This window comes from Aquirufa nivalisilvae, assembly GCF_004307455.1.
Taxonomy (GTDB): Bacteria; Bacteroidota; Bacteroidia; order Cytophagales; family Spirosomataceae; genus Aquirufa; species Aquirufa nivalisilvae.
In genome coordinates, this window is record NZ_SEWX01000002.1 from 44087 (window position 1) to 63234 (window position 19148).

The window sequence follows — 19148 nt, forward strand, 5'->3', positions numbered from 1 at the left end:
GATGAATCAAAGAATAGCTCAAATTTCATTGGTCGTTGATGATTACGATGAAGCCATCGCTTTTTATACGCAAAAGCTGGGTTTTGACTTAGTAGAGGATACTGTATTGAGCCCTACGAAACGCTGGGTGATTGTCAAACCAGTGGGAGAAGGTTCTTGTCAATTGTTGTTGGCAAAAGCAGCTAATGAAGAACAAAAAAGCCGTGTTGGAAATCAAACAGGTGGACGAGTTTTCATGTTTTTACATACGGAAGATTTTGATCGAGATTATCAAAATTTATTGCAAAATGACATTGAAATAATTCGAGAAGCCAGTGTAGAAGAATATGGTAAAGTGGCCGTTTTTGCAGATTTATATGGTAATTTATGGGATTTAGTGGAAAAGAAAGCCTAGTTTTTTTATCTTGAAATTTTGATTTACCATATTTCAGATTACATTTGCATCAAATTATTATAGAAATGACTAAAACAACATACAACAAAAACTGGTGGCAAGGCTAAAATTTCCTTGAACAGTTTTGCTGTGTGTATATGATATGTTTTACTCAAGGCTTGCTGTTCCCAGTAAGCCTTTTTATTTTAATTTTGCCGATAGCCTCATGTCCAGTTCAAATAAATTTACCATCCATACCACTAGGAAGACCTTGTTAGCTGATACGCTAACGCCCATTGGTATTTTCTTGAAAATCAGAAAAAATTATAAAAATTCTGTTATCCTTGAAAGTGCTGATTATCACGGTCGTGAACATGGTTTTTCTCATATTGCTTTTGATCCAGTAGCTAGTTTTGTTTTGGATCAGCAGCTTGTTACACAGACTTTCCCCGACGGAACGGTTGAAACTTTCCGATTAGAAAATCCAAAAGATGCCGTGAAGGTATTACAAGATTTTTCATCTCGTTTTACTTACCAAAAAGAAGTAGGTGATTCACCAATGTCCAACGGACTTTTTGGTCATATCAGCTATGATGCGGTTACTTATTTTGAAGATATTCAAATACAAGATAAAAATCCAGAAACAGCCATACCTTCGATTCGTTATTATGTGTATCGCTATGTGGTCGCATTGAATCATTTCAATAACCAAATGACATGGTATGCCCATAGTTATTTGGATGGTGAAACACCTAGTTTGGATGCTGTGGCCTACCATTTAGAAATGCCACATTATACGTTGGAGGCATTTAAGCGTGTCGGTGATGAACAAAGTAATTTAACGGAGGAGCAGACAGAAGAGATCGTAAAGACTTGCATTAAGCATTGTTTACGTGGTGATGTATTTCAGATAGTACCTTCCAGAAGGTTCAGTCAAAATTTTACAGGAGATGATTTTCAGGTTTATCGAGCCTTACGCTCAGTTAACCCATCGCCCTATTTGTTCTTTTTTGATTATGAGCAATATCGCATCTTTGGAGCCTCACCTGAGAAACAAATCAAAATAGATCATGATTTGGCAGAAATTCATCCAATTGCTGGTACATTTCGTCGGACTGGGGATGATGCCCGCGATGCAGAATTAGCTCAGGCATTGATTGCAGACCCTAAAGAATCAGCAGAACATGTGATGTTAGTGGATTTGGCCAGAAACGATTTAAGTAGAAGTGCTGATAATGTGAAGGTGGAGACTTTTAAAGAAGTACAATTCTTTTCTCACGTGATACATTTAGTCTCTAAGGTGACAGGAACCTTACAAAAAGGAGTGAATCCTTTACAAATGGTGGCCGATACCTTTCCTGCTGGAACCTTAAGCGGTGCACCTAAGCATAATGCTATGACGATTATTAATCGTTTGGAACCGACCAACCGCCATATTTATGGAGGTGCTATCGGGTTTATGGATTTTGAAGGCAACTTCAACCACGCCATTGCTATTCGAACCTTTTTGAGTAAAGGGAATACCTTGTTTTATCAAGCCGGGATGGGTGTTGTGGCTAAATCTATAGTAGCCAGTGAAATGCAAGAAATTCATAACAAATTAGCTGCGCTGAAAAAGGCCTTGGATGTAGCAGAAAATTTAGCATAAGAAGCCATGAAAGTATTAGTAATTGATAACTATGATTCATTCGTATACAATTTGGTATACCTATTGAAAGAGATTGGGGCGGAGGTAGACGTGTTTAGAAATGATAAAATTGCCTTAGAAGAAGTGAAGGCATATGACCATATTTTACTATCGCCGGGTCCTGGGATTCCATCCGAAGCAGGAATTATGTTGGACTTATTGAAGGAATATGCATCGACAAAGCGGATTTTAGGTGTATGCTTAGGACATCAAGCGATTGCCGAATCTTTTGGTTCAAAATTGCAAAATATGGGAGAGGTTTTGCATGGTGTTACGACCGAATGTGTTGTTACGGATCCTACAGAAAGATTATTTCAAGGAATTCCTGCCCGATTTGAGGTTTGTCGCTACCATTCTTGGACAGTGATTCCAGATAGCATGCCTACTGATTTGAAAATTACAGCCGTAGATGATAAAGGATATGTGATGGCAGAGGCACATCAAACATACGATGTGCGTGGAGTGCAGTTTCATCCCGAGGCTTATTTAACGCAACATGGATTGCAAATGATTAAAAATTGGATTCAATAAAACATGAAAGATATATTAAGTAAACGAGTTCAAGGATACTCCTTAACAGAAGTAGAAGCTAAAGATGTATTGTTGCGCGTAGGTCAAGGAGGAATTAATCCAAGTCAAATTGCAGCATTTTTAGCAAGTTATTGGTATACCCCTATCCAAGTTCAAGAATTAAAGGGATTTGTTTCAGCCATGATGGAATTGGCCGTGACTATTGATTTGACAGAGTTTGATGCCATGGATGTCTGTGGAACTGGGGGTGATGGAAAAGATACCTTTAATGTTAGTACTACGTCCTCTTTTGTAGTAGTAGGTGCAGGTCAAAAGATTGCTAAACATGGAAATCATGGTGTTTCTTCAGCTGTTGGTTCTTCAACCGTATTGGAGTTTTTAGGGGTTAAGTTCAGTAATGATCCGAGTTATTTAAAACGTAAGATGGAATCATCGGGAATCTGTTTTTTACATGCTCCCTTATTTCATCCTGCCATGCGTCACGTAGGGCCCATTCGTAAGGAATTAGGGATGAAAACTTTTTTCAACTTATTGGGACCTTTGATGAATCCTGCTTTGGTAAGTAAGCAACTAACTGGGGTTTATGCCAAAGAGGTATACGACTTGTTTGTCCAATTTTACGAGTCGGGAAGTAAGAAATTTGGTATCGTTTTTGGTGAAGATGGATACGATGAAATTTCCTTAACGAGTTCCTTTCTATTAACAACTAAAGAAGGAGAAAAGCGATATTTACCAGGCGATTTTGGTTGCGAAACATTTCAATCTCAGGATTTAAGTGGAGGCATTAATGTGGAGCAGTCGGCCGATATGTTATATAAGATATTACAAAGACAAGGTACTCCAGCTCAAACCCAAGTGGTTTTAGCCAATGCCGGTGCTGCTTTATTAGTAGCGGAGAAGGTAAGTAATATGTCGGATGGTTATTTGATGGCCAAAGAGTCTCTGGAAAGTGGAAGAGCTTTCCAAGTTTTCAAGAAATTTATCATGGATTAAGATGAGTATTTTAGCTACAATTTTAGAATCCAAAAGGAAAGAAGTTGCGGAAAGGAAATCGCGCATATCCATTCATGCATTGGAGAAAACGGGTTTTTTTGCTCGAAATTGCCATTCCTTATCGATGTCATTAACTCAACCAGCTTCTACAGGAATTATTGCTGAATTTAAGCGTAAATCACCCTCTAAGGGAGTTATAAATGATCGTTTAACGGTGAAAGAAGTAACGCAAGCCTATGCTGCTGCAGGCGCTGCTTGTTTGTCGGTATTAACAGATACTCCTTTTTTTGGCGGAACTGATCAGGATTTTGAAGAGGCTCGTCGGGCTAATCCCCATACGCCCATGCTACGTAAAGACTTTATGGTAGATGAGTACCAAATTGTAGAGGCAAAAGCGATGGGGGCAGATGTGATTTTGTTGATTGCAGCGGCATTGAGTCCTCAGGAAATTAAGCAATTAGGGAGTTTGGCGCGATCATTAGGGATGGAAACTTTGCTAGAAGTGCACGATGAAGAAGAGTTGAGTCGAAGTTTAGGAGATTATATATCTGTGGTTGGTGTGAATAATCGCAATCTGAAGAATTTTGCAGAGCAGAATGTGGAGGCATCTAAGCGTTTGGCAGAAAAAATACCTGCCAGATGTATTAAGGTGTCAGAAAGCTGTATTTCAGGACCTTCCATCATACAAGAATTGCGGGGATATGGATATAAGGGTTTTTTGATTGGAGAAAGTTTTATGAAAACGGATGCTCCAGGTAAAGCTTTATTGGATTTTTTAAATCAGGATTAAGATGAAATGGAAGGTTTGCGGCATGCGAGAAATGGATAATATCCTGCAAGTGGCCAAGGCTAAACCAGATTATATGGGATTTATTTGGGCAGAAGCTTCACCCAGGTATGTGGGAGAGGACTTTGTTATTCCTAAAGATGTACTAGGTAAAACTATAGCAGTGGGTGTATTTGTGAATCGAGCTGTAGATAGCATCATTGCCTTATCTAAAAAAGCTGGATTTAATTGGGTTCAGCTGCATGGAGAGGAAAAGGATGAAGAGATTTTGGTATTGAAAAAAGCAGGTTTAACTGTGATAAAAGCCATATCGGTTGCAGATATACAGGATGTGAAAGGCTTGAGTTTAGCACCTGATTTCTATTTGTTTGATACCAAAAAAGGAAAGCAAACGGGCGGCACAGGTCAACGATTTGATTGGAATATATTAGCAGCATATACGCTAGATAAACCTTTTCTATTGGCGGGGGGCTTATCCAAGGAGAATTTGGATGAAGCCATTGATTTAGGTAAAAAGTATCCGATTCACGCCTTTGATTTTAATAGTAAAGTTGAAATCAAAGCTGGATTAAAAGATGTACAAGAAGTACTAGAAATATCGAAAAGATTAGCAGAAAATTAGAGCTATGGCAATGACTTATCAAGTTGACGAAAAAGGTTATTATGGGGAATTTGGAGGAGCATTTATCCCTGAGATGCTTTATCCCAATGTGGAGGAGTTAAGGACTCATTACTTGGATATCATTAACGATTCTTCATTTCAAAAGGAGTTTCACGATTTATTGAAAGATTATGTAGGAAGACCTACTCCTTTGTTTGAAGCAAAGAGATTATCCGAAAAATATCAAACTCAAATATATTTAAAACGGGAAGATCTTTGTCACACCGGAGCTCATAAGGTCAATAATACGATTGGGCAAATTTTAGTAGCTAAGAAATTAGGGAAAAATAAAATTGTGGCGGAGACGGGCGCAGGCCAGCATGGAGTAGCTACCGCAACCGTTTGTGCTTTGATGGGACTGGAATGCATTGTTTACATGGGGGCCATTGACATAGAACGTCAGGCGCCTAATGTGGCTAGAATGAGGATGTTAGGGGCTAAAGTAGTAGCGGCACAGTCGGGCTCTAAAACGTTGAAAGACGCGACCAATGAAGCTATGCGCCATTGGATTAATAATCCCGTTGATACGCATTATATCATAGGATCTGTGGTGGGACCTCATCCATATCCTGATATGGTGGCAAGATTTCAATCAGTAATTTCGGAGGAAATCAAGGCCCAATTAACGGAGAAGTTGGGAAGAAATTACCCAGATTATGTTTTGGCTTGTGTTGGAGGAGGATCTAATGCAGCAGGAGCATTTTATCATTTCTTAGACGAAGCAAGAACGCAGTTAATTGCTGCAGAGGCTGCAGGTCAAGGAGTGGGTTCGGGTCATTCTGCAGCAACAACATTTTTAGGGAAGTCAGGTGTATTGCATGGAAGTAAGAGTTTGTTGATGCAAACAGAGGATGGACAGGTGATTGAACCATATTCTATTTCTGCTGGATTAGATTACCCTGGAATTGGTCCCATGCATGCCCATCTATTTAAAACAGGGAGGGCCCATTTCTATGATATTACGGATGAAGAAGCCTTAGCTTCAGCTTTGGAACTAAGTCAATTGGAAGGAATTATTCCAGCATTAGAATCAGCGCATGCCTTAGCGGTATTGCCTAAATTGCAAGCTAAACCTCATGAAGTAGTGGTCATTAATTTGTCTGGAAGAGGGGATAAGGATTTGGCTACATACCAACAAAGATTAAATTTATTATAAATGAATCGAATATCTGCAGTTTTTGAAGCGGCGAAAGGCCCTATTTTAAATGTATATGCTACGGCGGGTTTCCCGAATTTTGGAGATACGATGACCGTATTGGAGGCACTTCAAGAAGGAGGTGCGGATATTATTGAGATTGGAATGCCTTATTCTGACCCTGTGGCGGATGGAGAAACCATTCAGCAGTCGAATCAGGTGTCCTTGGATCAAGGAATGACAGTCGCCCATTTATTTGAGCAATTGAAAGACATGAGAGCGAAGGTTCAAGTACCTGTTTTATTGATGGGCTATATTAATCCTGTGTTACAATTTGGGGTAGAGAGGTTTTGTCAAAAATGCCAAGAAGTAGGTGTTGATGGCTTGATTTTGCCGGATTTGCCAATGGCAGAATATGAATCGGAATATCAATCAATATTTGAGCGCTATGGGTTATTTAATATTTTCTTGATTACTCCGCAAACTGCTGACGAGCGTATTCGTCGAATTGATTCGGTAAGTCAAGGCTTTATTTATATGGTTTCTTCGGCTAGTACGACGGGGGCTAAAACGGGGATTAGCTCGGAGCAGGAGTTGTATTTTGAAAGAATCAATCGAATGAATTTGAAAAATCCGAGATTGATTGGTTTTGGAATTTCAGACAGAGAAAGCTTTTTGAAAGCCTCAGCATCAGCTTCAGGAGCAATTATTGGCAGTGCCTTTGTGAAGTTATTGGCCCAATCGAGTGATTTACGAGGCGATATAGTAACCTTTGTTCGGGGAATTAAAGGGGTGAAATAATTCACAATTTTTTGAGTAACAGTTTTTTAGAAAAAATAAATTTTCTATCTTTGCAACCCAAATCAGTGAGGCTTATGTACGATTGGACCGCTAAGCACTGATAATCACCAAAGTTTGAACAATTATTAAGATGAGTGATTTAATTAAATTAGTTGAAGCAGAAAATGCAGCTCGTAGAGCAGATCATCCTGAATTTGCAGCAGGAGATACGATTAATGTTCACGTAAAGATTCGTGAAGGTAACAAGGAGCGTATCCAGGTATTCCAAGGATTGGTTATTCAGCGCAAGAATTCGGGTGCTGGCGAATCATTTACCGTTCGTAAAATTTCTAATGGAATTGGTGTTGAGCGTATTTTCCCAATCTTGTCTCCTAACATTGACAAAATTGAAGTATTACGTCGTGGTAAAGTACGTAGAGCTCGTTTATACTACATGAGAGGTAAGCAAGGTAAAGCTGCTCGTGTTAAAGAGAAGAAAAAATAAGAGGTTTGAATTCTTTGAAATAGAAAGAGCTGCTCCGAAAGGGCAGCTCTTTTGTTTTAGGGTACTAGTGGTTAGATGTATACTTGTTTAAGATTTTTATACCTGTCTTGTGGTTTTACAAATGAGGAGTTTTTAGGCTCCTCTTTTGTATTATAAATTATTAGTGATTAGGTGATTAACAAGAGAGATAAGGTATTAAACTTTGTTTGAAACAAGTAAATATTACTTGTTTCGAATGGGGTTAAAATTTGGTCGCTTTTACTTCCTGTTTTAACTTTTAATTTAGAACACAGATTGTAATGTTTTTCTCTTGTTAATCGATAACGTTATAATTCTCATAGAAAACTAGAAGAATTTGTTACGATTATTACTGTACAAAATTCGGGATTATTAACTGAAATATTCTTGCGAAAAATCAATAAATAAAGTTGATAAAACGCAAGATTAGTCGATTAGCGAGCCATTTTCCATGATTTTTCGTCTTACTCGACTTAATTCAGAGGGACTCATATTGAGAAATGAAGCTTTGTATTTGTCGGGCACTTGTTCATCCATATCTTTAAAAGATTTACGAAATGCCTCATATCTAATTTGGGTATTTCTTATGTGTAAGAACGAAGTGATGCGTTCGTGTTGAACGAGTGTTTCTTGTAATATGATTCTGCAAATTGTATTGGAATGAGGAATTTCTATGTAGGCCCTTTCCAAATCCTCTTTTTCCATATAGAAAACTTCCGACTTTTTTAGGGCATCTAGGGTTATTTCACTTGGTCTCTGATGAAAAAAGCTTTCAGCAGAAATCCCAAATTTTCCTGGTAATGTGAACCATCTCGAAATGGGTTCTGGCATGTCTAATTGATCAACCCAAGAATATTCGCGTAATAGTCCGGAAGCTAGAAAATAAAATTTACTATTAATTTCTCCTTCCGCAATGATGATTTGATTCTTTTGAAAGACAGCTGGTTTAAAGTATCCAGCTAATTGCTTCGTCTCAGCAGGGTTCAGTAAATTAAATGTTTTAAGGTAAGCTTCTAAGCTTGCAATAGTGGTCATATAGATATAGAATGATATATAAAGATTAGAGAAATTAAAATGTAGACGGATACATTCACTTTGGAAATCCTGTAAGATTTGCAAAGGTTTAGACAGAGATTCAGAAAAGTAGAATTCGAAATCGTCAAAGAGTATACATTTAGAACGATTCAAAGATATAAATCCATTGGTAGATAGCCAATTAAGATGGAAGTAAAGCTGTTCTGGAATTTAATTTCTTGCGTTATATCAAGAAAAAAGCTTGATCTAGGGCAAAAAAAATCCTGAAATACGTATTGAATTGTATTTCAGGATTTCAAAATGATAAGTCTAAACTACTTAATTACTTTTCTAACGTTTTGATTGATGGTGTCAGATTCAATGAGACCATCTCTTAAACGGATAATCCGATGGGCATATTGAGCGATATCATCCTCATGGGTAACCATCACTATCGTATTCCCCTTTTTATGAAGTTGGTCAAAAAGGTCCATAATTTCATAGGAGGTTTTCGTGTCCAAGTTTCCTGTTGGTTCATCCGCAAGTAAAATAGATGGTTCATTGACCAATGCTCGAGCTACGGCAACACGCTGTCTTTGACCTCCAGATAACTCATTAGGCTTGTGGCTAGCTCGGTTGTCAAGTCCTACGCCTCTCAAGGTTTCCATGGCAATTTCATTTCTTTCTTTTTTGGAATAACCCGCATAAATCAAAGGCAGCGCTACATTATCTAAAGCAGATTGTCGAGGTAATAAATTGAATGTTTGAAACACGAAACCAATTTCTTTATTTCGAACAGCGGCTAATTCATTTTCCGACATTTCGCTGACATCATGACCATTTAATATGTATTTGCCTGTACTGGGTGTATCTAGGCAACCTACGATGTTCATTAATGTGGACTTACCTGAACCAGACGGCCCCATAAATGCAACATATTCACCTTTATTCACTGAAATGCTAATGTTTTTTAAGGCATCAATTACCTCTTCTCCCATCACATAGCGTTTGGAAATATTTCTCGTTTCAATAATTTTGGTCATAATCTCAGGAATAAAATATCTTAAAAATACATCCAATACCTGAAAGAAGTTTCACTTTTCTACAAAAGATACGCAGCATGGATAAAGTAGCGCTAGCAAGGATAAGAGGTTTATTGCTTAATATGTTTTAGCTTTGTTGGCTGTAGAATTAAGTGATGAAATACATACCAGCTTTGGATGGCATTAGGGCCATCGCAATCTTATTAGTGTTGATTTTTCATTGGTTTCCCATGAATCATTGGATTAATACCTTACCCAATGGTCCAGTTGGAGTGACGCTTTTCTTCGTATTGAGTGGCTATTTGATTACTTCCATTTTGTTAAGCCAGCGAGAGAAATCCTCATTTGCAAAATCATTTGGCAATTTTGTAGCGCGGAGAGCATTACGTATTTTTCCTATATATTATGCAGTATTGGCTTCATTATTGGTGTTAAAACAGGTTGGAATTCAGATTGTTAGTGATTTTTACCTTCATCCAATTTATTATTGGTCGTATTTATATAACCATTGGTTAGAGCAAAGTCAAAATTGGTCAGACATGCTTTCCCCATATTGGTCATTATCTGTAGAAGAGCAGTTTTATATTATATGGCCCATATTAATTTTAGGGATTTCTTCGAATAAAAGTTTGAAGTTTCTACTTTGGACAACAACTATACTTGGTCTTCTTGCAAGATATGTCTTGATTCATCAATATGCTGGAATTGGGGTTTATATGGTTACCTGTGTAGATACTTTCGCTTGGGGAGGCTTACTGGCTTATTATTTAAGAGAAGGAAAGGAAGAGCAGATAAGAGCTTTGTCAAATTGGGTGCTTCCTTTGGTAGGAATCGGATTTTTAACAACGACTTTGTTCTTATCGGATGGAGATTTGTGGAAGCAGTTGTTTTTTCGAACATTCACTTCGATTCTTTCTGCGGGTTTAATTTTAGGGGCCTTGAAGCCTGGTTATTTAGCTCAAATTTTATCCATTCGACCTTTTAGAGAAATAGGTAAAGTGAGTTATGGATTGTATTTATATCATATGTTAATTCCTGATTTGTTTTATCAATTGACGAATCGACTTCATATAACCATCTATGATCCATTCCATATTTATGGAATACTAGTCTTATTTGCGTTTAGCTTTATTTCTTACCATGTATTCGAAAAACCAATCCAATCACTTAAGCGATATTTTGCATAGGTGAATAGTTGATTATCAGTTTGCTGGAGGGGAAATGTATGGGAATTTGGTATTTTTGCCTAACGCTGTCAAGGTTTAAAACCTTGACAGCGTTGAATTTTTTCAATGGAATTTTTCATTTTTGGAAAGCATTTCGATGATTTTTTCCATTCTCTTTTTTCTTGTTTCCAGTTTTTTTGCCGACTGAAGTCTGAAGTAGATGGCAAATAAATTGGCTCGATTGAGGGATTGGAAAAACTGTTCGGCCGATTTGTTTTTACTAAGTTCCATTAAGAAATCATCGGGAATAACCATTTGACTTTGGGCATCATAGGCTTGTTCCCATCGCCCATCATCCTTAGCTTCTTGAACTGCCAATATCCCAGCTGGCATCATTTTGCCTTCTAGGGTCAATCTCTCAATATGCTGAATATTTATTTTTGACCAAGTACTTTTTGGTTTTCTTTTGCTGAATTTTTGCAGCCAGAAATGTTCGTTGTAGGGTAGTTTTTGGCCATCGATCCAACCAAAGCAAAGGGCTTCATTCAAGGCTAATTGGTACGAAATAGTTTGCTCTGGAGATTTGATTTTTGAGATTTTAAGGCATATGCTCGGGGAACTTGCATGATGTAATTCCAGCCATTCTCTCCATTCTTGACTTGTTTTGAAAGAAATTATTTCTGAAGTATTATTTGTCATTCACATGATTTTGAATAAATATATTAATGAAATTGGAGAATTCTTAGGATTGATACATAAAAAAAGCCCTCGAATTTCGAGGGCTTTCCATTAGCATAGGCTAGTATTATAATCCTTTTGCTTTCTTTACTACTTCGTCAGCAATGTTTTGCGGAACAAATTCATAGTGAGAGAAAGTTAAAGATGCTGTAGCACGTCCTGAAGACATAGTACGTAAATCCGTAACATATCCGAATAATTCAGACAAAGGTACATCTGCTTTTAAGATAACGGCACCTTGACGAGAATCCATACCTTTCATGATACCACGACGACGGTTTAAGTCACCTGTGATAGGTCCTGTATACTCATCTGGAGTCACTACGTCAACTGCCATGATTGGTTCCATTAATTTAGCACCAGCACTTTTCGCAGCATCTTTGTAACCCATACGAGCGGCTAATTCAAAAGATAATGAATCTGAATCGACATCATGGTAAGAACCGTGGAACAAACGTACTTTCATGGAATCCATTGGATATCCAGCTAAAGCACCTGTTTTCATGGCTTCTTCAAAACCTTTTTGAACCGCAGGGATAAATTCACGAGGAATAACACCACCCACAATATTGTTAACAAATTCTAAACCTGGTTTGTCGTCTTCTCTTGGTCCGATTTCAAATACGATATCAGCAAACTTACCACGACCACCTGATTGTTTTTTGTATACCTCACGGTGCTCAGTTGTCTTAGTTAAAGACTCTTTGTAAGCTACTTGAGGAGCACCTTGGTTTACTTCTACTTTAAACTCACGACGCATACGATCAATGATGATCTCTAAGTGAAGCTCTCCCATTCCTTTGATGATGGTTTGACCAGTCTCTTCGTTAGACTCAACTTGTAAAGTTGGATCTTCTTCGATCAATTTAGTGATGGCTTTTGAGAAGTTATCGGCATCTGCTGTTTTCTTAGGCTCAATAGCGTACCCAATTACTGGCTCTGGGAAATCCATTGCTTCTAAAATGATAGGGTGTTTCTCATCCGATAAAGTATCACCTGTTTTGATGTCTTTAAATCCAACTACTGCACCAATATCACCAGCACCTAAGCGCTCAATTGAGTTTTGCTTGTTAGCGTGCATTTGGAAGATACGAGAGATACGCTCCTTATTTCCTGAACGGTTGTTCAATACATAAGAACCAGAATCCAATCCACCTGAATAAGCACGAATAAAACATAAACGACCTACGTAAGGGTCAGTTGCAATTTTAAATGCTAATGCCGCAAATGGCTCAGACTCAGATGGCTTTCTAAGGATTTCTTCTCCTGTATCAGGATTTGTTCCTTTAACACCTTCTTTGTCCATCGGTGAAGGCAAGATAGCCATCACATAATCCAACATAGTTTGAACTCCTTTGTTTTTGAAAGAAGAACCACAAAGCATTGGAACGATTTTCATAGAAATAGTAGCAGCACGTAAGGCAGCTAAAATTTCATCTTCTGTGATTGAGTTAGGATCTTCGAAGTATTTCTCCATCAAAGTATCATCAAACTCAGCTACTGCTTCTAATAATTTTTCACGGTATTCAGTCGCCTCTTCTAACATATCATCTGGGATAGGCACCTCAGTGAAAGTCATTCCTTTATCTGCCTCGTTCCACTTGATACCACGGAAGTTAACTAAGTCAACTACTCCTTCAAAATGCTCTTCAGCACCGATAGGCAATTGCAATGGTACTGCGTAGCTACCTAACATTTCTTTCACTTGCTTGCACACGTTTAAGAAATCTGCACCAGAACGGTCCATTTTGTTTACGAAACCAATACGAGCAACGTTGTAATTGTTCGCTAAACGCCAGTTAGTTTCTGACTGTGGCTCAACACCATCTACCGCAGAAAACAAGAAAACTAGACCATCCAATACACGTAGGGAACGGTTTACCTCTACAGTAAAGTCAACGTGACCTGGTGTATCAATGATGTTAACATGGTAATCTTCGTTACGGTATTTCCAGTTTACAGTAGTTGCTGCAGAAGTGATCGTGATTCCACGCTCCTGCTCTTGCTCCATCCAGTCCATGGTTGCCGCACCATCGTGTACCTCACCAATTTTGTGACTCACACCTGCGTAATACAGGATACGTTCCGTCGTGGTGGTTTTACCAGCGTCAATGTGCGCAGCAATACCGATGTTTCTAGTGAATTTTAAATCGCGTGCCATTTTTAAAGGTTAATTATGATATAAGTGTTTTTACTCTTCGCTAAGATTATCAAGAACTTGAACTACATGGTTTTAACATGTAAAATTTAGGTTCTTATTTAGGGGTGCAAAATTACTGAATCTTAATTAAATACAAAACTTTTTTCAAATGTTTAAGCGCATTTTACAATTGCTTTATCCGGAAGTCTGTTTTGCGTGTTCCAATACCCTTTTGGAATCCGAAGGTTTACTCTGTACTAGGTGTCGATTAGAGCTTCCAAGGCCAGGTTTATTCCTTCCCAGGCCTAATTGGCTCAGTCTGAAATTTGATGGTTGGTTGGAATATCAAGACGTACATTGTTTCTTTTTATTTTCAAAAGGTGGTCGAGTTCAGCACCTCATGCATCAAATTAAATACAAAGGAGCTCAAGATTTGGGACTATTTCTTGGTATTTGGTGTGGAGCAGAATTGAATAAGTACAATTGGCCGGATGAATATGAGCTTATCCTTCCCATTCCGATGCATCAACAACGAATACAAGAGCGAGGATATAATCAAGCTATATGCATCGCCGAAGGGATAGCCTTAAGTACTCATCTCCCGATCTTATCGGATGGGATAGAAAGAATTAAGAATAGTCAAACCTTGATTCATCAAAATCGACAAGAACGTTTTCATGTTTTGGAAGATGTATATCAAGTATCAGATTCATCTTCCTTTCTAGGGAAGCATGTGCTAATCGTGGATGATACGTTGACTACGGGAGCTACGATGTTAGCTTTGGGACAAAAAATAAAAGCCGCCGGAGCTAGACAAGTGTCTTTTTTAGCTCTGGCGGCTTTACAATAAGAAGGGAAACTATTTGTTTGTCCCTGCGGAAATCATAGCACAACGGAAACCGATGGTTGCCGTTGCAGAATCTTCATCTAAATAACGACGAGTCCCTGGGGCTAACCAATAAGCCACATCTGACCAAGAGCCGCCTTTATAAACGCGAACCTTGTTGTCAATTAAGGAATTATTGTTTTTGCTGTCGTAACGACTTGCCTTATCTAATTTTTCGTTTCTACGAACTGGGTTCAAGTCATTGAAATCTTGGAATGAAAGTGGACGATACAAATCCTGCACCCATTCATTTACGTTACCTGCCATTTGGTATAAACCAAAATCATTGGGTGGATATTTGTAAACCTCAGTCGTAATAATAGCTCCGTCATTGGATTTGCCAGCGATACCAGCATAGTCACCACGACCACGCTTGAAGTTAGCTAACATCGTTCCTCTAGCTTTACCTTGTGATTGACGTAAAGATGGACCATCCCAAGGATAAATACGTTGGTTGATTTGGTTCTCATCTTCTTGCTGGGTTCCAATCATCGCTTTAGCCGCATATTCCCATTCCGCTTCAGTAGGAAGGCGATACGAAGGCAATACTCGGCCAGATTCGATGGTTAAGCGAGCCGTTGTATTGGTACGAGTAGTAGCAGCTGTGGCAGCAGTTCCAGCCGTAGTAGCACCTTTTTTAGGTTTTTTTTCTTTGACTTTATCTGCGCCTGCTAATTGTTGATTAACTGCGGCTGTTCTCCAAACACAATAGTCGTTTACTTGTTTCCAAGAAATACCCACTACTGGATACATGCGGAATCCAGGGAAACGCAAATACTGCTCCACATATGGGTCATTAAATGCTAAATCATTTTTCCAAACAGTGGTATCAGGTAAAGCAGATTCATAAAAATCTTGCGTAGAATCTTTTTGAACGGAATATAAATATTCTAAATAGTGTACGTTGGCAATTTCCGTTTCATCCATATAAAATGATTGAACGGAAACGGTTCTTTCTACGTTGTCATGAATGCCTAATACATCCTCTTCTAAAGAACCCATCGTGAAACGGCCACCCTCAATAAATACTAAATTAGGGCCAGTTAATTGGCCACTGAATTTTTTATCTACTTGAAATCCACCCTTTTGATTGTAGGCAATGCCTGTAGCTGAGGATTTAGAACCGATATTTACACTGCTAGGTTTTACGCCAGATTTGATTCCACTAGGACATGATGTCAAGAGGAACACACTAGCACAAATCCCCATTACAATTTTCAATTTAGCAATCATTGATATCTTTTATCGTAAGAATTTGAAAAGCAAAGGTATAAAATTCAATTAATAAGCTCAAAACTAGCCTAAAATATCCACTAAAATAGTATTTAATTCTTCAATACTGCTGATTCGGTCAACTTGAAGAATCAATTTGTTCGCTTTTTCTCTAAGTTGACACTGTCCTTTTCGAGTATTGACAAAGTTGATGACCTTCAAAACAATGGAACTAGCATGTTTTTGATGTGTCTCAGATGAAACGAAATGAAGTTTAAGGATATTGTTTTTTAAGAGAATTTTTTCAATTCCTAAAACTTGAGCTTTCCATCGGCATTTTACCAATTCAATCATATCACTTACTTCTTGAGGCAATTTCCCAAATCGGTCTTCTATTTCTTGAATGAATTTTTGAAGTTCCTCCTCATGGTCTATTTCATCCAATCGAGTATATAAGGCTAAACGCTCCGAAATACTTTGCACATAGGTATCAGGAATTAATACCCTTAAATCTGTTTCGATTTGACAATCTACTTTCAGGGTCTCTGCTACTTCAGTTAAATCAGCTTCAAATAGGGCTTTAAATTCATTTTCCTTCAATTCTTGAACGGCTTCATCTAAGATTTTATGGTACATATCGTAACCTAAATCATTGATAAACCCACTTTGCTCAGCACCCAACAAGTTTCCTGCCCCCCGAATATCTAAATCTCGCATGGCCACTTTGATCCCATCCCCTAAGTCGGAAAATTCCTCTAATGCACTCAATCTTTTACGCGCATCACTCGTCAAATTCGCCAAAGATGGTGTTACTAAATAGCAGTAGGCTTTTTTATTGGACCTACCCACACGCCCTCTCATTTGATGTAAATCCGATAATCCAAAATTATTGGCATTGATGATAAAAATGGTGTTGGCATTTGGGATATCCAAACCTGATTCAATGATATTAGTGGCTACTAAAACGTCGTAATGTCCCTCAATGAACCCCAACATGATTTTTTCTAGTTTGTCACCATCCATTTGTCCGTGGGCCACGGCAATTTTGGCATCTGGCACCAAACGTAAAATACGATTGGCAATACTTTCTAATTCTCCAATTCGATTATAAACCACAAAAACTTGACCATTTCTGGAGAGTTCTTCTCTAATCCCATCACGTAAAAGTTCGTCGTTTAATACGACCAATTTAGTTTCCACTGGTTGGCGATTAGGCGGAGGAGTGGCAATGATGGATAAATCTCGGGCTCCCATCAAGGAAAAATGCAGGGTTCTAGGAATTGGTGTAGCTGTCAGTGTCAAGACATCCACATCGACACGCATTTCTTTCAATCGATCTTTCACTTTCACCCCAAATTTTTGCTCCTCATCAATGATCATCAAGCCCAAATTTTTGAAAACAACATCTTTGTTCACCAAGCGATGGGTTCCTATTAAAATATCGGTGACACCTTTAGCTACTCGCTCCAAGGTTTCCTTGATTTGTTTGGGCGACTTAAATCGATTGATGTATTCGACCTTACAAGGAAATGCAGCTAAGCGGTCATGAAAGGTTCTGAAATGTTGCATGGCCAAAACCGTGGTTGGAACTAAAACGGCTACCTGCTTGGAGTCAGCCACTGCTTTAAATGCAGCTCTAACAGCAATTTCTGTCTTTCCAAATCCCACATCTCCGCAAACCAAACGATCCATAGGATGGGGCTTTTCCATGTCAGCTTTTACATCCTGTGTGGCTTTAGCTTGGTCAGGAGTATCTTCATATAAAAAGGAAGACTCTAATTCGGCTTGTAAATACGTATCAGGCGAGAATGAAAATCCAGGAGCAGATTTACGTTTGGCATACAAGGAAATTAATTCCTTGGCAATATCTTTTACTTGTTTTTTGACTCTCGATTTCTTGTTATCCCAATCAGGAGAACCTAATTTGGACATACTCGGAGGAGCACCTTCCTTCCCTGAATATTTGGAGATTTTGTGTAATGCATGAATGGATACAGAAAGCACGTCATCATCCCGATAAATCAAGCGTATCACTTCCTGCTCCCCATTCGAGGTTTCAATTAAATTTAGACCTGCAAATCGACCGATACCGTAATCAATATGTGTTACGAAATCACCTACTTGAAGGCTTCGCAGCTCCTTTAATGTGAGCGCTTTATTCTTGGAGAATTTGTTTTTCTCTTTGAATCGATGGAATCGATCAAATAATTGATGATCTGGGTAAAAAGCTATTTTTGTTTGCTCATCAATGAAACCTTCTCGCAAGGAAATTTGCAGGTTTTTAAATTGAATCGATGTATTTAATTCATTGAAAATGACTTCCAAGCGTTCAAGCTGTCGGGAAGATTCAGAACAAATGATATTTTGATAACCTTGAGTTTGATTGTCTAGCAACGCTCCGGCTAAGCGTTCAAAATCTTTATGAAATGCTCCTGGGTTTTTTGATGCATAGGTGATAGTATCTGCATTTTTCAGGTGATTTCTTTTCCCAAATTCAACCTGCGTGAATTGATTTAGGGATTTTAAAAAATCTTTTTTATTCTCCCAGCGTTCTGAAGGGTCTGACATGATTTGGATATCACCACCCCGACTTTTCAGTTCTTTGAAAGTATCATGTGTTTTTTGGAAGTAGTTTTGAACGATTTCTAAGAGCATCTCTTGATCTTTAATCCAAATGATGCTGTTTTCTGGGAAGAAACTTAAAAAGCTTTCTCGACTTTCTTGAATAAGCTTAGTTTGTACATCTGGGATAAGATGCATAGCTGAAACCGATTGGATGGAAAGTTGGGTTTCAGGATGGAAAGTCCGAATGCTATCAACCTCATTCCCAAAGAAATCCAAGCGATAAGGGAATTCTGTGGCGTAAGAAAATACATCTAAGATTCCTCCGCGAACCGAATATTGTCCAGCTTCATAGACAAAATCTGTTCGCTCAAAATCATATTCGTTGAGTGTTTCTGCAACAAAATTGGGATCAATTTTATCTCCAACACGGATGGATAGCGTGTTTTTTACTAATGATTTTCGATTGATTACCTTTTCACTTAATGCCTCAGGGTAAGTGACGATAAACAGGTCTTTGTTAGGTAGATTGCTGAGTACATTGAGCACCTCAGCACGCATCAATACATTGGCATTATCTATTTCTTCCCATTCATACGGTTTTTTGTGGGACATGGGAAATAGTAAAACTTCCGCATCAGCCATTAAGGCTTGTAAGTCATTTAGCAAATAATGGGCTTCCTCTTTTTCTTGGCAAATCAGTAAATAAGGCCTTTTCTCTTGCTTAGTGGCGGCCATAAGGATGGCGTCTAGGGAGCCAGATAAGCCTTTTATGTGATATTTACTTCCTTTTGGGGCATGATGAATCTGCGAGGAAAGAGTTTGAATTATTCCATCGTGTTGGTAGTGGGCAATAAAATCTTTTACAATCATAATCTACCGAATCAGGGCAGCCAATTTTTTCTTAGGGCTTGCAA

17 protein-coding genes are annotated in these 19148 nt (G+C 38.4%); 11 read left to right on the plus strand and 6 right to left on the minus strand.

From position 1 onward, the window contains the following. The first annotated feature begins 1 nt into the window (after nucleotide 1). The 9 genes from EWU22_RS03595 (at nucleotide 2) to rplS (ending at nucleotide 7452) form a co-directional block, all read left to right on the plus strand. A complete protein-coding gene (locus tag EWU22_RS03595) occupies nucleotides 2-394 on the plus strand; it encodes a VOC family protein (RefSeq protein WP_130924464.1) in 393 nt (130 codons plus the stop codon). Between the two features lie 205 nt (nucleotides 395-599). Next, nucleotides 600-2021, plus strand: coding sequence for an anthranilate synthase component I family protein (locus EWU22_RS03600; protein WP_130924465.1), 1422 nt, complete (start codon nucleotides 600-602; stop codon nucleotides 2019-2021). A 6-nt stretch (nucleotides 2022-2027) separates the two neighbouring features. Further along, nucleotides 2028-2591 carry an anthranilate synthase component II gene (locus EWU22_RS03605; RefSeq protein ID WP_109321998.1) on the plus strand — a complete coding sequence of 188 codons (564 nt, stop codon included), beginning with the start codon at nucleotides 2028-2030 and terminating at the stop codon, nucleotides 2589-2591. 3 nt (nucleotides 2592-2594) lie between these two features. Further along, nucleotides 2595-3584 (plus strand): anthranilate phosphoribosyltransferase, encoded by a 990-nt coding sequence (gene trpD / locus EWU22_RS03610; RefSeq protein ID WP_109321999.1) that lies wholly within the window; start codon nucleotides 2595-2597, stop codon nucleotides 3582-3584. Nucleotide 3585: 1 nt separating this feature from the next. Next, entirely contained in the window at nucleotides 3586-4374 is a 789-nt protein-coding gene (gene trpC, locus EWU22_RS03615) for an indole-3-glycerol phosphate synthase TrpC (RefSeq protein ID WP_130924466.1), read from the plus strand. A 1-nt stretch (nucleotide 4375) separates the two neighbouring features. Continuing rightward, nucleotides 4376-4993 carry a phosphoribosylanthranilate isomerase gene (locus EWU22_RS03620; protein ID WP_130924467.1) on the plus strand — a complete coding sequence of 206 codons (618 nt, stop codon included), beginning with the start codon at nucleotides 4376-4378 and terminating at the stop codon, nucleotides 4991-4993. A gap of 10 nt (nucleotides 4994-5003) precedes the next feature. Beyond that, complete coding sequence (gene trpB, locus EWU22_RS03625; protein ID WP_130924681.1) at nucleotides 5004-6188, plus strand: tryptophan synthase subunit beta; 1185 nt, start codon at nucleotides 5004-5006, stop codon at nucleotides 6186-6188. Next, nucleotides 6189-6968, plus strand: coding sequence for a tryptophan synthase subunit alpha (gene trpA / locus EWU22_RS03630; RefSeq protein ID WP_130924468.1), 780 nt, complete (start codon nucleotides 6189-6191; stop codon nucleotides 6966-6968). It abuts the gene before it with no gap. A 130-nt stretch (nucleotides 6969-7098) separates the two neighbouring features. Beyond that, nucleotides 7099-7452 (plus strand): 50S ribosomal protein L19, encoded by a 354-nt coding sequence (gene rplS, locus EWU22_RS03635; protein ID WP_109322003.1) that lies wholly within the window; start codon nucleotides 7099-7101, stop codon nucleotides 7450-7452. A gap of 444 nt (nucleotides 7453-7896) precedes the next feature. On the opposite strand, the gene EWU22_RS03640 is transcribed toward rplS, so the two are convergent. Together EWU22_RS03640 and EWU22_RS03645 are read right to left on the minus strand one after the other, a co-directional pair. Beyond that, nucleotides 7897-8505, minus strand: a complete 609-nt coding sequence (locus EWU22_RS03640) for a Crp/Fnr family transcriptional regulator (protein WP_109322004.1) — start codon at nucleotides 8503-8505, stop codon at nucleotides 7897-7899. 314 nt (nucleotides 8506-8819) lie between these two features. After that, nucleotides 8820-9527 carry an ABC transporter ATP-binding protein gene (locus tag EWU22_RS03645; RefSeq protein WP_109322005.1) on the minus strand — a complete coding sequence of 236 codons (708 nt, stop codon included), beginning with the start codon at nucleotides 9525-9527 and terminating at the stop codon, nucleotides 8820-8822. 155 nt (nucleotides 9528-9682) lie between these two features. Here EWU22_RS03645 and EWU22_RS03650 point away from each other — a divergent pair, with 155 nt between their 5' ends. Beyond that, the gene (locus tag EWU22_RS03650; protein ID WP_130924469.1) at nucleotides 9683-10714 is read left to right on the plus strand and encodes an acyltransferase family protein; all 1032 of its coding nucleotides are present in this window, start codon (nucleotides 9683-9685) and stop codon (nucleotides 10712-10714) included. Nucleotides 10715-10816: 102 nt separating this feature from the next. On the opposite strand, the gene EWU22_RS03655 is transcribed toward EWU22_RS03650, so the two are convergent. Both EWU22_RS03655 and fusA read right to left on the minus strand, forming a co-directional pair. After that, nucleotides 10817-11392, minus strand: a complete 576-nt coding sequence (locus EWU22_RS03655; RefSeq protein WP_130924470.1) for a YdeI/OmpD-associated family protein — start codon at nucleotides 11390-11392, stop codon at nucleotides 10817-10819. A 106-nt stretch (nucleotides 11393-11498) separates the two neighbouring features. Beyond that, nucleotides 11499-13592, minus strand: coding sequence for an elongation factor G (gene fusA, locus EWU22_RS03660; RefSeq protein ID WP_130924471.1), 2094 nt, complete (start codon nucleotides 13590-13592; stop codon nucleotides 11499-11501). Nucleotides 13593-13740: 148 nt separating this feature from the next. Between fusA and EWU22_RS03665 the strand changes: the two genes are divergently transcribed. Then, on the plus strand, nucleotides 13741-14421 hold the full coding sequence (locus EWU22_RS03665) for a ComF family protein (protein WP_130924472.1): 681 nt from the start codon (nucleotides 13741-13743) through the stop codon (nucleotides 14419-14421). A gap of 9 nt (nucleotides 14422-14430) precedes the next feature. On the opposite strand, the gene gldJ is transcribed toward EWU22_RS03665, so the two are convergent. Both gldJ and mfd read right to left on the minus strand, forming a co-directional pair. After that, the gene (gene gldJ, locus EWU22_RS03670) at nucleotides 14431-15690 is read right to left on the minus strand and encodes a gliding motility lipoprotein GldJ (protein WP_226998257.1); all 1260 of its coding nucleotides are present in this window, start codon (nucleotides 15688-15690) and stop codon (nucleotides 14431-14433) included. Between the two features lie 63 nt (nucleotides 15691-15753). Beyond that, entirely contained in the window at nucleotides 15754-19104 is a 3351-nt protein-coding gene (gene mfd / locus EWU22_RS03675; RefSeq protein ID WP_130924473.1) for a transcription-repair coupling factor, read from the minus strand. Nucleotides 19105-19148: the final 44 nt, after the last annotated feature.

Excerpts from the sequence above, each read along its gene's own strand:
- gldJ (WP_226998257.1), bottom strand. The coding sequence starts at position 15,690 with ATGATTGCTAAATTGAAAATTGTAATGGGGATTTGTGCTAGTGTGTTC.
- EWU22_RS03665 (WP_130924472.1), top strand. The coding sequence starts at position 13,741 with ATGTTTAAGCGCATTTTACAATTGCTTTATCCGGAAGTCTGTTTTGCG.
- EWU22_RS03645 (WP_109322005.1), bottom strand. The coding sequence starts at position 9,527 with ATGACCAAAATTATTGAAACGAGAAATATTTCCAAACGCTATGTGATG.
- trpD (WP_109321999.1), top strand. The coding sequence starts at position 2,595 with ATGAAAGATATATTAAGTAAACGAGTTCAAGGATACTCCTTAACAGAA.
- EWU22_RS03620 (WP_130924467.1), top strand. The coding sequence starts at position 4,376 with ATGAAATGGAAGGTTTGCGGCATGCGAGAAATGGATAATATCCTGCAA.
- fusA (WP_130924471.1), bottom strand. The coding sequence starts at position 13,592 with ATGGCACGCGATTTAAAATTCACTAGAAACATCGGTATTGCTGCGCAC.
- trpB (WP_130924681.1), top strand. The coding sequence starts at position 5,004 with ATGACTTATCAAGTTGACGAAAAAGGTTATTATGGGGAATTTGGAGGA.
- EWU22_RS03650 (WP_130924469.1), top strand. The coding sequence starts at position 9,683 with ATGAAATACATACCAGCTTTGGATGGCATTAGGGCCATCGCAATCTTA.
- EWU22_RS03600 (WP_130924465.1), top strand. The coding sequence starts at position 600 with ATGTCCAGTTCAAATAAATTTACCATCCATACCACTAGGAAGACCTTG.
- mfd (WP_130924473.1), bottom strand. The coding sequence starts at position 19,104 with ATGATTGTAAAAGATTTTATTGCCCACTACCAACACGATGGAATAATT.
- EWU22_RS03640 (WP_109322004.1), bottom strand. The coding sequence starts at position 8,505 with ATGACCACTATTGCAAGCTTAGAAGCTTACCTTAAAACATTTAATTTA.
- EWU22_RS03595 (WP_130924464.1), top strand. The coding sequence starts at position 2 with ATGAATCAAAGAATAGCTCAAATTTCATTGGTCGTTGATGATTACGAT.
- EWU22_RS03605 (WP_109321998.1), top strand. The coding sequence starts at position 2,028 with ATGAAAGTATTAGTAATTGATAACTATGATTCATTCGTATACAATTTG.
- trpC (WP_130924466.1), top strand. The coding sequence starts at position 3,586 with ATGAGTATTTTAGCTACAATTTTAGAATCCAAAAGGAAAGAAGTTGCG.
- trpA (WP_130924468.1), top strand. The coding sequence starts at position 6,189 with ATGAATCGAATATCTGCAGTTTTTGAAGCGGCGAAAGGCCCTATTTTA.
- EWU22_RS03655 (WP_130924470.1), bottom strand. The coding sequence starts at position 11,392 with ATGACAAATAATACTTCAGAAATAATTTCTTTCAAAACAAGTCAAGAA.
- rplS (WP_109322003.1), top strand. The coding sequence starts at position 7,099 with ATGAGTGATTTAATTAAATTAGTTGAAGCAGAAAATGCAGCTCGTAGA.